13 protein-coding genes and 1 tRNA gene are annotated in these 13635 nt (G+C 68.9%); 4 read left to right on the top strand and 10 right to left on the bottom strand.

Annotation, left to right across the window (positions count from 1 at the left end):
* Positions 1 to 8: 8 nt before the first annotated feature.
* A complete protein-coding gene (gene dcd, locus GA0070610_RS27490; RefSeq protein WP_089002718.1) occupies positions 9 to 587 on the bottom strand; it encodes a dCTP deaminase in 579 nt (192 codons plus the stop codon).
* 78 nt (positions 588 to 665) lie between these two features.
* On the opposite strand from dcd, the gene GA0070610_RS27485 reads away from it, so the two are divergent.
* Positions 666 to 1217 carry a pyridoxamine 5'-phosphate oxidase family protein gene (locus GA0070610_RS27485; protein WP_089002717.1) on the top strand — a complete coding sequence of 184 codons (552 nt, stop codon included), beginning with the start codon at positions 666 to 668 and terminating at the stop codon, positions 1215 to 1217.
* Positions 1218 to 1370: 153 nt separating this feature from the next.
* On the opposite strand, the gene GA0070610_RS27480 is transcribed toward GA0070610_RS27485, so the two are convergent.
* A complete protein-coding gene (locus tag GA0070610_RS27480; RefSeq protein WP_089002716.1) occupies positions 1371 to 2357 on the bottom strand; it encodes a zinc metalloprotease in 987 nt (328 codons plus the stop codon).
* A 317-nt stretch (positions 2358 to 2674) separates the two neighbouring features.
* Here GA0070610_RS27480 and GA0070610_RS27475 point away from each other — a divergent pair.
* A tRNA-Gly gene (locus tag GA0070610_RS27475) sits at positions 2675 to 2748 on the top strand.
* Positions 2749 to 2799: 51 nt separating this feature from the next.
* Here GA0070610_RS27475 and GA0070610_RS27470 read toward each other — a convergent pair.
* From GA0070610_RS27470 to GA0070610_RS27450, 5 genes are all read right to left on the bottom strand, one after another.
* Positions 2800 to 3945, bottom strand: a complete 1146-nt coding sequence (locus GA0070610_RS27470; RefSeq protein ID WP_089002715.1) for a tyrosine-type recombinase/integrase — start codon at positions 3943 to 3945, stop codon at positions 2800 to 2802.
* The gene (locus tag GA0070610_RS27465) at positions 3938 to 4147 is read right to left on the bottom strand and encodes an excisionase family DNA-binding protein (RefSeq protein WP_089002714.1); all 210 of its coding nucleotides are present in this window, start codon (positions 4145 to 4147) and stop codon (positions 3938 to 3940) included. Before GA0070610_RS27465 ends, GA0070610_RS27470 begins: the two co-directional genes overlap by 8 nt.
* A gap of 64 nt (positions 4148 to 4211) precedes the next feature.
* Positions 4212 to 5720 (bottom strand): replication initiator, encoded by a 1509-nt coding sequence (locus GA0070610_RS27460; protein WP_089002713.1) that lies wholly within the window; start codon positions 5718 to 5720, stop codon positions 4212 to 4214.
* Positions 5710 to 6003, bottom strand: coding sequence for a hypothetical protein (locus tag GA0070610_RS27455; protein ID WP_089002712.1), 294 nt, complete (start codon positions 6001 to 6003; stop codon positions 5710 to 5712). The genes GA0070610_RS27460 and GA0070610_RS27455 overlap by 11 nt, the downstream gene beginning before the upstream one ends.
* Positions 6003 to 6941: a helix-turn-helix domain-containing protein gene (locus GA0070610_RS27450; RefSeq protein WP_157747254.1), complete on the bottom strand. Its 939-nt coding sequence runs from the start codon at positions 6939 to 6941 to the stop codon at positions 6003 to 6005. The genes GA0070610_RS27455 and GA0070610_RS27450 overlap by 1 nt, the downstream gene beginning before the upstream one ends.
* 235 nt (positions 6942 to 7176) lie before the next feature.
* Here GA0070610_RS27450 and GA0070610_RS27445 point away from each other — a divergent pair, with 235 nt between their 5' ends.
* Entirely contained in the window at positions 7177 to 8421 is a 1245-nt protein-coding gene (locus GA0070610_RS27445; RefSeq protein ID WP_231925831.1) for an XRE family transcriptional regulator, read from the top strand.
* A 373-nt stretch (positions 8422 to 8794) separates the two neighbouring features.
* On the opposite strand, the gene GA0070610_RS27440 is transcribed toward GA0070610_RS27445, so the two are convergent.
* Positions 8795 to 10591, bottom strand: coding sequence for an IS481 family transposase (locus tag GA0070610_RS27440; protein WP_269458884.1), 1797 nt, complete (start codon positions 10589 to 10591; stop codon positions 8795 to 8797).
* Positions 10592 to 11322: 731 nt separating this feature from the next.
* Positions 11323 to 11559: a hypothetical protein gene (locus GA0070610_RS27435; RefSeq protein ID WP_089002710.1), complete on the bottom strand. Its 237-nt coding sequence runs from the start codon at positions 11557 to 11559 to the stop codon at positions 11323 to 11325.
* 885 nt (positions 11560 to 12444) lie between these two features.
* Here GA0070610_RS27435 and GA0070610_RS27430 point away from each other — a divergent pair.
* Positions 12445 to 12696 (top strand): e9imm peptide, encoded by a 252-nt coding sequence (locus GA0070610_RS27430; protein WP_089002709.1) that lies wholly within the window; start codon positions 12445 to 12447, stop codon positions 12694 to 12696.
* A 48-nt stretch (positions 12697 to 12744) separates the two neighbouring features.
* Here GA0070610_RS27430 and GA0070610_RS27425 read toward each other — a convergent pair whose 3' ends face one another.
* Positions 12745 to 13482, bottom strand: a complete 738-nt coding sequence (locus tag GA0070610_RS27425; RefSeq protein WP_089002708.1) for a VOC family protein — start codon at positions 13480 to 13482, stop codon at positions 12745 to 12747.
* Positions 13483 to 13635: the final 153 nt, after the last annotated feature.

The following is a 13635-nucleotide window of genomic DNA, read 5'->3' as shown; positions in this document are numbered from 1 at the left end:
GGGTCGGGTCAGCGCGTCGGCCAGGTGCGCCAGTGCTGCCAGGAGCGGCTCGGGGTCGGGCCGCGCTGCCCCTGGTAGCGGGAGCCGTAGACGGCCGAGCCGTACGGGTGCTCAGCCGGCGACGAGAGCCGGAAGATGCAGAGCTGGCCGATCTTCATGCCCGGCCAGAGGGTGATGGGCAGGTTCGCCACGTTGGACAGCTCCAGGGTCACGTGACCGGAGAAGCCCGGGTCGATGAAGCCCGCCGTGGAGTGGGTGAGCAGGCCCAGCCGGCCCAGGCTCGACTTGCCCTCCAGGCGGCCGGCGAGCTGGTCGCCGAGCGAGATCACCTCCAGCGTCGAGGCGAGCACGAACTCGCCCGGATGCAGCACGTACGGCTCGCCCTCGGGCACCTCGACCATCGACGTGAGGTCGTCCTGCTGCTGCGCGGGGTCGATGTGGGTGTAGAGGTGGTTGTTGAAGACCCGGAAGAGCTTGTCCAGGCGTACGTCGATGCTGGACGGTTGCACCAGCGCGGGCTCGAACGGCTCCAGCGCGAGCGTCCCCGCCTCGATCTCGGAGGCCAGGTCGCGGTCGGAGAGCAGCATCCGCACACCTTAGCGAGCGACACGCGTGACCTGCGTGTCGGAGTGCATCTTCGTACGTTTGTTCGATAGAATGCCGGCATGGCTTCCTGGTCCGAATTCGCCGCCGACGAGCCCCGCCTCGCCGACGGGATCCGCCTCCTCATGCAGCAGTACGGGCCGGGCTTCGGCTACCTGGCCACCGTCCGCGCCGACGGCGGTCCCCGGGTGCACCCGGTCTCTCCCGTGATCACCGACGAGGGGCTCTTCTGCTTCGTCGTCGACTCGCCCAAGCGGCGCGACCTCGAACGCGACGGCCGCTACGCGCTGCACTCCTTTCCGCCCGAGGAGAGCGACGACGAGGCCTACGTCGCCGGCCACGCCCGGCCGGTGACCGATCCGGCCCGGGTCGCCCGGCTGGCCCGCAGCCACCGGGCCGCGCCGCAGGTCGACTGGCGGGTCTTCGAGTTCACCGTCGACGTGGCGATGCTGGCCCGCCGCGAGTCCGGCGTGGCAGGCGGTGCCGCGGAGTCGCACGGCCGGCCCGCCGTCCAGGTGTGGCTCGATCCCGGCGCGGCCGCCTCGGGCACCGCCGTGCTGCCCGATACGCGGTCGGGGAGCGCCGGCGGCCACGCCGCCCGCCCGGCCGCCTGAGACGCGGCGTGGCGCCCCGGGCCATCCCCCGCCCGGGGCGCCACGCCGCCACACCGTGACCACCGTCCCGCTCCCGCGCGCCGACCCGGCCGCGCAGACGCCGGTGCCGGCCCCGTCGAGCGAGGCCGGCACCGGTGCGGAGGTACGGCGGAACTACGCCGCGCGGTACGCGTTCCAGGCGGTCAGCATGCGGCTGGCCTGCCCGGCGGTGAACTGGTACATGCAGGAGTCGTACGTGTAGTCCATGAAGTTGGTGATCGGGTCGGTGCCCGGGGCGGTGCAGGTGTCCCGCCCGGTCGGGCACTGGTAGGCCGGGGATGCCTCGGCCGCCGTGTCGCTGACGCTGTCGCCCGAGCCGGAGCAGCCGCCCTGGAAGGTGTGGTAGAGGTTCAGCCAGTGGCCGACCTCGTGGGTGCCCGTGTCGCCCTGGTTGTAGTTGGTGGCGGTGCCGCCCGGCAGCGACTCGCTCAGCACGACGACGCCGTCCATGCTGTTGAGCTTCCGGGTCGGGAAGGTCGCCCAGCCGAGCAGGCTGTCGCTCAGCTCGCCCAGGTAGATGTTCAGGGTGTTCTTGCCGCCGGTGCGCAGCGAGTTCTTCATCGACCGCTCCGCCGACGAGCCCTGCACGATCGGGTACCAGGACGGGTTCGTCACCCGGTTGATCGTCTGGAGCTGGAAGCTGAACGCGGTGGACGCGCCGCCGGTCGCCCCGCTGAACGACTGGTTCAGCACGCTGATCTGTGAGTTGATCATCGAGTCGGGGATGTTGCCGCCGGTCCGGGTGCTGTTCTCCTGGATCACGTGCACCACCACGGGGATGGTGACGGTGGCCGCCATCGTGGTGGCGCCGGCACCGGCGCGGAACCGGGCCCGCTCGCGCAGCGCGGCGGCGAGGTCGGCCTCGCGCTCGCGGGTCTCCGCGAGGGTCAGCTCGTTCGGCTCGTGCTTGGCCCCGCCGCCCGGCTTCATGCGGGCGTCCGAGTGGACGTCGGCCGGCTCGACGCAGACCTCGCCCGGGGCGGCGGAGAAGGCCGAAGCGGCCGGCACGACGCCGACGGCGGCGGTGCTGAGCAGCAACGCGAGGGTCGTCGACGCGACGCCGGCCGTACGCCGGGTCAGCAGGTTGGGACGGAGTCCCATGGGCCCACCTCTTTCTGGCGGCGCGACAGGGGGTATGCCACGCCGTGGCTGAGAACGTTGGGCAGACGTTACAACTGATCGATGGATTTGAGAACGGCCATATGTTGCCGCGCTGAAACTTTTTCCTGGCCGGGGGTGCGGCTGACGGCTGCCGGTGGGCGGGGGCGGCCCGGCGAGGTCGCCGTGAGGCCGTGGCGAGATCTTGGCGGGTTCACGCCCCTGTGGGGGCCGTTCGCTGCCAAGGTCGGGACACCGGGGAGCGACGGAGGGGTGCCTGGGTGCACCGGCGTGACGACTCAGGTACAGTGGTGCCGCCTGCGGGTGTAGTTCAATGGCAGAACATCAGCTTCCCAAGCTGACAGTGCGGGTTCGATTCCCGTCACCCGCTCCAACGTGAGGCCCCAGCTCAGGAGAGATTCCCTGGCTGGGGCCCCATTCGTTGCTATCGCTTCTTGCGCTGGCCGTGCCCGCTACGTGCCCGATTCTGGCTTTGCTTGATCTGCGAGCTGAGTGCGTCTGCGATGTGTTCGTCACGCTCGCGGGCAGTGTGCTGATAGATCATCGCGGCCCGAGTCGAGGCGTGACCCATCCGGGCCATCAGGTCCGCGAGGCTGGCACCGGTTCGAGACGCCAGGGTGTTTCCGGTGTGCCGCAGGTCGTGGAAGTGGAAGCCGGGCAGGCCGACCGCAGCCACCGAGTCACGCCACTTGCAGGCGGTCTGGAAGTTGGAGCGGCGCAGGACAGCGCCCTTGGCTCCGGTGAAGACGAGCGCGTCCTGGTCCTCGTTGACGAGGTCGTCCAGGTGTGCGCGGATGTCGCGGCGGATCGCGTCGGGAATGGTGACGGTCCGGATGCCCGCATCGGTTTTCGGCGGTCCGAAGGCGAGGCTCCCGTCTGAGCGCTCGACCAGAGTCGCGCGGACCGTGAGGGTCCGACAGCGCGGGTCGAAGTCGCGACGGCGCAGGGCGGCTAGCTCTCCGTAGCGGAGGCTTGCGAAGGCGGCAAGCAGGACCAGGGCGCGAAACCGGCCGGGCACGTTGTCGGCGAGCTGGAAGACCTGGGCGACAGTGGCGGTAGGTCGCTCAGCCGCGCGCTCGGTGCCGGCACCCTTGATCCGGCAAGGGTTGCGCCGGATGAGTTCGTCATCAACGGCGGTGTTCAGGGCAGCGCGCAGCAGACGGTACGCCTTGGCGGCCATCGTCGGGCTGACGCCTTCGGCCAGGAGTTCGGCTCGCCATGCGCGGACGATGCCGGGCGTGATTTCGCTCAACAGGCGATCACGCAACGTCGGTTCGATGTACTTCCGGTGCAGCCACCGGTACAGATCGAGAGTCCTCGGGCGCAGCCCGGGACGGTGATCGATCCACTCGGCCAGGTACGAGCCGAGGGCGACTCGGCCGAGGTTCGGGTTACGCCAGGTTCCCCGGATCATGTCCGCCTCAATGGCGGTGAGCCACCGGTCGGCGTCGGTCTTGCTTGCGAAGGTGTGCGGTGCCGGCCGGTCGATGCCGTCCGGGCCGAGGTAGCGAGCCTGATACCGGCCCGAGGGCAGCTTGCGGACGCGGCCGAAGCGACGCTTGTCAGCCATAGACGTGCTCTCCCTTCCGGTAGCGCAGGACAGGTCGGATGGCGTCAATGCGGCCTTGACGGATGTAGTCGGTGATGTCGTCGGGGTGGAACCGGACGTACTTGCCGACCTTGTAGAAGCGGATGCGGCGCTCAGCGACGATGCGGCGCACGAAGCGGACTCCGGTGCCGAGTCGCTTGGCGGCTTCCTCGACGGTGAGCATGTCGACGTCGCGGGGTTCGTTCAGAGCGGTACTCCTTTCGTGATGACGGATGGGTGGCGCGGATTCAGGCGGCAGCAGCCATCTCCTCTCGGGCGGTTTCGTGTCGCTCCCGGGCCATGGCGGCGGCGGTGTTGGCCAGGAGGGCGTCTCCGGTGGTGCGCCAGCCGGAGCCGGCGTAGGTGAGTAGGCCGACGATCAGGGTGGTGTCGTCGCCCTGGTCGTCGGCGTACTCGTGGCCGGTTTCGGTGCGTCGCCAGATGATGCGGGCGTCACGGAGGAGGCGGAAGGTGACGGAGTAGCGGCGGCTTTTGGTGAGGAAGTGGCCGCCGAAGCCGAGCATGTGCGCCCAACGTCGGAGCATCTGCCAGTCGCGGTGTCCGCCGAGGGTCCAGCAGGCGTCGATGAGTCGTTCGGGGTGGTTGCCGTGCTCGTTGGCGTAGAGGTCGATGATTTCGCCGTCGAGGCGGCGGGAGACATGGCCGGTGACCTCGGTGCTTTTGGTGGCGTACTTGGCGAGGTAGCCGGCGACTTTGCCGTCGGTGATGTCGCCGGCGGCGTTGACCGGCCGTACGTCGGTCTGCTCGCCCCAGGCGACCGGCCATCCGAGGGGCATGGTCGGGTGGGGGCGGGTGGTGAACGCGACGGTGGCGGCGGCGCGTTCGATGGCGGCGGTCAGGTCGTCGACGCCGAGCCCGGCCGGCGGCGGCACAATGGCGCTCGGGTCGGTGTCGACGCCGTCGAGGCGAACGATGGCGTGGTAGTGCACGACGCCCCGGCGCTGCATTTCGGCGACCTTGCCGAAGGACAGCTTGACCGGCGGCACCCGGCGGACCTTCCCGCTGCCGGTGACCTGCTCGACCCAGGGCAGGCCGAGAGCGCGGGCGCGGGCGCGGATGTGGCGAGTGACGGCAATGGTGGTGCGGCGCCACAACTCCGGCGCGCTGTGGTTCCACACGACCTGGGCGTGGTGGTCGTAGCAGTCTAGGCAGAGCGGCTGGCCGAGCTGCGGATCGTCGTCGGCATGGGTGCGGTGACAGCGTGCGGGCACACCGTGCGGGCAGGGCTCAGCCTGACGGCGGGGACGGCACGGCATCGACCGGCCGTGCCGGTCGGTGCGCTGAGTGTGCACCGGACCGAACGACGGGGCGGTGAACGTGACGAACACCGCCGGATGCCCGGCGACCGAGGCCGGGATGCCCTTGCCGCCGGTGAGTCCGGCGCGCACGAGTTGGTAGGCGTCGCGCTGGTAGGTGCGGGCGCACGAGGGACACACGGCCTGGCGACGGTTGCCGCACGGCTTGTAGATCTCCCCATCCGGCAGGTCAGCAGTCGACACCGAGGCCAGAAGTCGGCCGGTGGCCCGGTCGATGGTGGCAACCTCACCCGAGAGGCGAACAGGTTGGGAGCAGCCCGCGGCTGCCTTCACGTGATCCAGCCAGTCGAACACCTGCGGGTCGCAGGCGCGGGCGAAGGCGGACTCGTCGCGGCCGACGAACGAGCCGGTGGTGGGCCGGAGCCCCGGACCAGACGGGTGAGTCTGGTCCGAGACGCCGGTGGTGCGGTCAGCGGCCACGGGTGCGGACCGCCTTCATTGGTAGGTGCTGGATGGGGCCGGTGCCGAACGGGTTCGGGTGATCGAAGATCCGGCCGAGCAGGGACGCCACGTGCGCGGGCAGGTCGGCCCGGTGGTGTTCCCACAGGTAGATGTCGCGGATGAGTTGGTAGGTCTTCGGCAGCTCGATCCCGTCGCGAGCGGCGAGGATCTTCATGCGGCCGATGAGTTGGACGGGTTCCCAACCCCTGGCAAGGCGGGGTTGACGCCAGACGTAGGCCACGGGAGCGGGGGTGGTGGTCATCAGGCCACCGCCGACATGGTCGTCGTGACGACGGGGACGGAGTTTTCGGTGATGGCGTCGAGGCTGGTCAGGTAGAGCCGCGACAGTGGCCCGTTCGGCAGGGCCCGTAGGTGGATGATCGGCGCGAAGGCGGCGGGGCAGCCGTCGATGCCGGTGCGGACGATCAGGTCGTCGTCGACCCACAGGATCGTGGTGGACAGGTGCCCGGGGTAGCGGGCGATCGTGACGCCGTGGTCGGCCAGGGGCGCGAAGATGGCTTCGGCCGCGAGGGCACGGGCGGTGTCTACGGGGTTGGTAGCGGCGTGCGGGTCAGCGACGATGATCCGCACCTGGACGCCCTGGGCGGCCTTGTCGGCTAGGAGGCGGGGCAGGTTGACGATGAGGTCGGGCAGTCCGAAGTCGCCCATGATGGTGATGCGCCGTTGCGCGTCGGTGACCAGTTGGGTCCACAGTCCGAGCGGAACGCTGGCCCGTCCGGGCCAGCACGCGGTCAGTTCGTCGGTGCCGGAGATCTTGCTCAGGCGGTTGCCGTGGATGGTGGGCCACAGGTAGGTGACATCCACGTCGAGCAGCCGTGCGGCCTGGTAGGCGGTACGTGGATGCGGGTGACGGTTGGCGTTGCTGATCCACCGTTCAACGGTCTTCGGATCGACGCCGAGCTTCGTGGCGAAGTCAGCCGGTGACTCGCCAAGCGAGAGCAGAGTCTCGCGTAGCCGTTCGTTGATGGGGTTGGTCGTGGTGGCGGTAGCGGTGCCGGTGGTAGTGGGCCGAAGGTCAGCAAGAGCCAGGTGCGAACGAGCACCAGCAGGCGCGTCGAAGGACGCCTTCACAGGGGTCGACGCCGCCGAACGCTGCCGATACACAGACGGCAGGGCCGGGGCGTTCGTCTGAAGACCCGAGACGCGACGCGCAGGGACATGGGTACGCTGAACAGGCATCGTGTGGTCCTTTCGCAGAGGTAGACCGATGCACCGGCCTCAGCGGGTGGCAGCCCGCTGGGGCCATCTCTAGACGCGACAATACCAACTCAGTTGGTAAGTGCCTACACCTCGCGTTGAGGTCGGCGCGTCGATCTCAACGATGACCTTGACGCGCAGACAACGACAGGTGTCACTGCGGTGACAGGCAGATGTCCCCTCCCATGTCCCCGTCGAGAAGGGCAATACTGGACGTATGGCAGAGAGCTTGGACCACACCGACGACCGGCCCGTCTGGGCAACCAGGCTCCGCGCCGAGCGCACCGCCCGAGGGTGGTCGCAGGCGGACGCGGTTCGGGCAATGCGAGCGCATTCCAGGGAGCCGCTACCGGCCGATAGCACCCTGCTTCGCAACTGGAAGCGCTGGGAAGCCGGCGGGTCCGAGCCCGACACCTTCTACAAGACGCTTGTAGCGGAGACGTTCGGCACCGTGACCGCCGCGTTTTTCCCTCCCCAGGCCGCCCGGGAGAGAGACGACGTTCTACTCGCAGGCACGGGAATGGAGACGCTCGAAGTCGTCGCGAGAGTCCGAGCGTCTGACGTTTCGCCCGCAACCTTGGATGCCTTGCGGATCACCGCCGATCGGCTGTGCTGCGAGTATCCCTACCTACCTCCCGAGCAACTGCACGCGGAAGGCCACGCCTGGCTACGGCGGATCACCTCGCTCATGGATCGGCGGCTGACACTGGCTCAGCACCGAGAGGTGTTGACGCTCGCGGGCTGGATTGCGTTGCTGGTCGGCTGCGTCGAGTACGACATGGGGCAGCGAAGGGCGGCGGAAGGCACGCGCAAGGCGGCCTTGTCACTCGGCGAGGAAGCCGGTAATGCCGCCGTATCCGCATGGGCCTACGAGATGCGAGCCTGGTACGCGCTGACTCAGGGCGACTACCGAGGCGTCATCGCAGCGGCCGAAGCCGGCGAGGCGACAGCGAGCAGCGACGGCGCGGCGGTGCAACTCGCCGCGCAACAGGCAAAGGCATGGGCGCGACTCGGCGACCGCCGGCAGGTAGAGACTTCCCTCGACCGTGGCCGCCGGCTGCTGGAATCCCTGCCCTACCCGGAGGACACCGACCATCACTTTGTGGTCGATCCCGCCAAGTTCGACTTCTACGCCATGGACTGCTACCGCATCGCCGGCGAAGACCGACTTGCCGAGATGTACGCCCGGGAGGTCATCAAGTCATCGACCGACCCGAACGGACAGGAACGCAAGCCGATGCGGATAGCCGAAGCACGGATAACGCTCGGAGTTACCGCCGCTCGCGCTGGCGATGTAGAGGCCGCAATCGCACATGGCCGCAAGGCTCTGCAAGGTGACCGGAAGTCCCTGCCGTCCTTGCTGATGTGCTCTCGCGAGCTGACGAACTTCTTGGCCCAGCGCTACCCGAAGCAGCCGGATGTGTCGTCCTACCTCGAAGAGGTGCGGACGCTCGCCGCGTAGAAGCGTCAGCTAGCCGATCCCGATTGGCCCGCCCGTCGACCACCGACGCCAGGCCGAGGACGCTCCTGCTGCCACGACCTGATTCGGGCAGGCCGCCACATGTGCGTGCGACCGACGGTCATGTCGGGCTCGGGCATCTGCCCACGCTTCCGGTAGTTCGTGACCGTCGACACCTGGACGCCCAAGTACGCCGCAACGTCCGAGGTCGTCCACCACTCCGCATCGCCTACATCATCCGTGTTATCTCCGGTCACGTTGCCATTGTCCCCGTGCGTAAGACGTTCAACGCAACACCCTTCCGGGCCGCCTGCCGGCGTGTGATCCGACAGCTGATGTGCGACGCAGCTCTGCCAGGTGATGTGCGACGGGTGGTCTAGGAAACTGAGGTAGCGATCCGCGGTCGCTGGCCTTTGATGCTACGGACTGGCTGCGTGGTCGTGCGTCGGATGACCTTGGTGTCGCCGTCGGTGAGTTCGATGGCCAGGGTCGTTTCGGACACGGTCACGGTGACTGTCTGGTGGCGGTGCAGCCGGCCGAGGGCTACTTTCTGGCCGGCGACCATGATGATCCCGCTGTTGGAAGCCCTCCGTTGCACCCGAACGGGTTCGACGGAGGGTCGTGGTGGTGGTCCTGCCGGTCGGGCGCCACGCAGGCGCTTCATCTGTTCCGGGCGGAGCGGGTTGGCGCGGGTGCGCAGCAGTTCGCGGGTGTCCAGGTCGTAGAACATAAGGGTGGTCGGCTCGATGCGGATGCCGACGCGGCGGCCGGCGAGGATCTCTGCGGCCAGGACGATGTGTTGGCCCAGTGAGACCCCGCCGCCTCGGTTGACGCAGCGTTCGACCTCGATGGCGTCGCCGTCCTCGATCGGCGGCAGCGGTGCGGGGCCGGCCGGGACGGCGCCCTGGCGAACGAGGGTGGCCAGGTCGTTGACGCTCAGGTGAGACCGGACGGTCTTGATCCGGATGCCGGCGATGAGGACGTGGATCAGGTCGCAGTCGGCCCAGATCCGGGCCACCATGCCGGCCCGGTGGGTGCCCATCCAGAACTGGCGTTGGCAGACCATCAGATTGCCCGATGCCGGGACAACCCGGTCGAACTCCACGGGTCCACCCGGCTCCACCGCCGTCTCCTGGGCCTGGACCGGTGGTGCGTCGGCTGCCACCGGCTGGACCTCGGTGGAGGGGACGGGGTCCAGGGTGGGCGGCAGCCACAGGTCGACCAGCGTCCGCTGCTGGGCTCCGACCGGCTGGAACCGGTCAGCAGGGGTGACCGGTGTTCTCGGGTCGAGGGCCTGGTGGGGCCGGTCGGTGTTGTAGTGCAACACATACGCGTCCACCGCGGCCTGGGCTTCCCGGAGGCTGGTGAACGCCTCGGCGGTGTCGAGGAAGTCCGGGCGGACGGTGCCGTGGAACCGTTCCACCTTGCCGTTCTGGTTCGGTGAAGCCGGCGCGGTGAGCCGGTGCGTGATGCCGTTATGGCGGCAAATCTTGTCGAACAGCACCTCACCGGTGCGGGGACGATACTTGCCGAACCGGTCGGTGAACTGCTTGCCGTTGTCGGTGATGATCTCCTCCGGGACCCCGAACCGGGTCAGGGCCTCCGCCAGCGCCAGACACACCGCCCGGCCGGTGGCCCGTTCGACGACCTTCGCGATCACGCAGTACCGGGAGTGGTCGTCAACGGCGGTGACCAGCTTCGCCTCCCGCACTACACCAGTGGCCGGGTTGACCAACTGCACTCCGCCGACGATGTCCATCTGCCACAACTGCATCGGCGCAGGCCGTTCCCACCGCTTATACGAGTCCTTCGGCCGTTTCCGGGGCCGGACCCGCAGCAGCCCCTGCCGCTGCAAAATCCTGTCGATCGTCCGCTCCGACGGCACCGCCAGGTCCTCGACCACCCACGGGCCGGGCTTGCGCAGCATCTCCAACCGGATCCGCCGCGACCCCCACCGGGGATGCTCCCGACGCATCTCCGCCACCGCGACCTCAACCGCCTCCGCCACCTGACCAGGGCACGAGTGAGGCCGGTGCGACCGGTCAGCCAACCCCGCCAACTGCTCAGTCAGATACCGGCCCACCCACCGATGCACCGTCGACCGATGCACCCCACAGTTGGCGGCCACCTCCACCACATCCGACCCGGCCAGCACCGCACGGACCGCGTCCAACCGCTGCTCGACAACCGACAAGACAACCAGCGCCAATCCCGGCCTCCCCGAGTCCCGACGCCCCGCGGAGACGTCGGGCTCAGAGTGCCGAAACCGACCACTGTCGCAGATCACCTGGCGGACGCGTGTCGCACATCAGCCGACGGAGGACAGGCCGCCTGCCGGCGCAGTGGTGAGAACTTTCTGTACGTCTTCAAGGCGGCCCTGAACGGGCCGCACGCGCCGCCGCCTGGGCGCGCGTCCGTCGCTCCGCTGGCGCTCCGACTCCGGCCACGCAACACGCCCGGCGGCTGGCGCGGAGAGCGGAAAGCCCGGAGGGGCCGCCGCAGACGGGGGTGGCTCAGAGAGTGGTGAAGGTCCGTCGCCGGCAGCCGGCCGCGCCGCGCCCGAGCAGCGCGGCGCAAGGAGGGCGCGCGCCGGGTCCGCGCGGCAAGCCCCAAGCATGGGGGCGGTGTCCGCGCGGCGGCATGCCGGTCGTCCAGGAGCCGGCTCCACAGCCACTCAGGTCAGATCAACCGCTCACCTGGGAGGGGGAGAGGTGGCCGCCGGTGGCCACCTCCGACCCCGGGAGCCGGGTCCGCGCCGGGCGAGGTTAGGTCAACTGCGCCACTGTGGCGGTGTCCGCCGGGGGCGCGGTCCGTGACACGAGAGCCGACATCGACTCCGGCAGCGTCCGTACGTGCGTCAAGGCCCGCTTGACGAGCGCAGACGGGGGACGAGTTTGGAAGCGTTCAGGCTAAGTCCTCGGGCTTCACCCTTCCCTTCCCGAGAAGCGTTCTAGCGAGGAGCAGGCGGCCGAGGATGATCGCGTAGACGTTGCTGATCAAGGCCAGCGCAGCTGCGCCAAACTCGCCGTGACCGGCCAACATCAGGGCAGGAAGGCCGGCGAACAGCAGCACGGGCAACATGAAGAGCCACAAGGGGAACCGCAGGTAGTAGAGAAGTGAGGGGGTCGAGGGTTTCGGCACGAGGCCATTAGAACGCACGCGGCCAAGGAAGCCCGCCCGTGGACTGAGTGACTAACCGGGTGACGACCGAGGTGAGCGAAGACGGACGCCTGCGGACTCTGGCGGACCGTTCGAGCAGGTCACCTCTGTCGGGCGCGCAGCTCGTTAGTCAGCGATGGTTCCTTCACACCGAAGGGGTCTGAGGTCGCCGGGTCGCGAGGTGCTGACCGACTGCGGACCCGAGACCGGCACCAACGCAAGCCGGGATGGCGGAGATGGCTAGGACGAGCGCATCCCCGGCGGGGCTGTGGTGGGGCGAGTTCAGCCACGTGCCGGCGTAAAAGCCGGCCAGCAGCACCAGCGCCGAAACAAACCAACGTCCGTGATTCCCGTAGCCCGATACCAGGCCGATGAGTAGGCCAGCGCCGCCAAGTCCGAGCGCCATCACGAGGACGGCGGCGGGGGCGCGTTGAACCGAGCCGCCAGCGCCAGCCGAAAGCCAACCCACCGGCAACCCGAGTCCAACCGCCAATATGCCCGTCCAGGGACGGCTATCGAATCGCATAGCCGCACCGTAGCAAGATCGGACTGACTGCTCGCCGTGCCCGCTGTGTGCCCGCAGGACCGGTCAACAAGGGGCACCAACGGCACCTCCCAGCCCGACCCCGACAGCGAGTGGCGGGGAGCCCGACCTGATCACCAGCACGGCCGTTGGAGCATGTTCGCGAGTCAAGGCACCTCCCAAACTGATTCCCAAGCTGACAGTGCGGGTTCGATTCCCGTCACCCGCTCCAGCGCGAAGGCCCCGACCAGGATTTGGATCCGGTCGGGGCCTTCGCGGTTCCACGGTCAAGGATCATGCGGCGCGCCGATGGCGTGCCATCAGCCCCGGTCGGAGGAGGCGCCTTGCCCGCGAAGCTGACGCGGAACGAGGCGATTCAGCTCGTCGAGCGGATCATGCGGCTCGACTACGCGGACGACGCCGAGCTGAGCGACTGGCTGGACCGGCTCGAACGCGACCTGGGCTACCCGGACATCTCGGATCTGATCTTCACGGTTGCACCGGAATTGACACCGGTCGAGGTTGTCGACCGAGCCAGCGCCCATCGGCCGATCGCGCTGCGGTCCGTTCCGTGGACGGAGCAGCCGATCGCCTAGCTCCACCTGTCGCCGCGCCCCATTGAACGCGGTCGACGAGGGTCCGGGTCAGCTGGGAGTGAGGAGGCAGAACTCGTTGCCCTCCGGGTCGGCGAGGACGGTCCACGGGACATCGTCCTGGCTGAGGTCGATGACGGTGGCACCCAGGGATCGCAGTCTGGCCGCCTCGGCCGCCAGGTCGTCACCCGGGTACGGGCGGATGTCGAGATGGACGCGGTTCCACACGGTCTTCGCGTCGGGTGTGCGGAGGAACCGCAGGTATGGGCCGACACCCTTGGCGGAGCGCAGCACCGCGTGGTGGTCGGTCACCTCGTGCAGGGTCCAGTCCGTGGCCTCGCCCCAGAAGCGGGCCATGGCACGCGGATCCGCGCAGTCGACCACCACCGCGGCGATCGGCCCGGTGTCGCGGTAGAGCGGACGGGGGTCCAGGACGCAGAACTCGTTGCCCTCCGGGTCGGCCATGACCGTCCAGGGGACGTCGCCTTGGCCTACGTCGGCGGGTGTCGCGCCGAGTTCCTTCAGGCGCGCGACCATCTCCGCCTGATGGACCGCAGAGGTGGTGGCGAGGTCGACGTGCACGCGGTTCTTCACCGTCTTCGGTTCCGGGGAGACGATGAGGTCGATGCAGACGGCGACGGGGTCGGGGTAGACGAAGCCCTCGGGTTCGAGGTTGGTCACGCCGGGGCCCTCGCTGGAGACTCCCCACCCGAGCACCTCGGCCCAGAAGCCGCCCAGGGCGGAGTCGTCCCGAGCCTTCATGTTGATCTGCACGAGCCGCGTTGCCATGCCGACGATGCTAGGGCCCGTCGAGTCGGCGGTGGTGCCCGAACCGGACTGCGGGCAGTTCCTGGTGATCGCTACCCCATGCGGTGGCGTTCGCTGATCGTCAGGTTCGTTGACAACCATCGAGCCAGCAAACTGAACACGCATCACGTGGAC

It is taken from the genome of Micromonospora echinofusca, assembly GCF_900091445.1.
Classification (GTDB): Bacteria; Actinomycetota; Actinomycetes; order Mycobacteriales; family Micromonosporaceae; genus Micromonospora; species Micromonospora echinofusca.
Note: the sequence above shows the minus strand (reverse complement) of the source record. Positions and strands in the feature narration are given on the sequence as shown.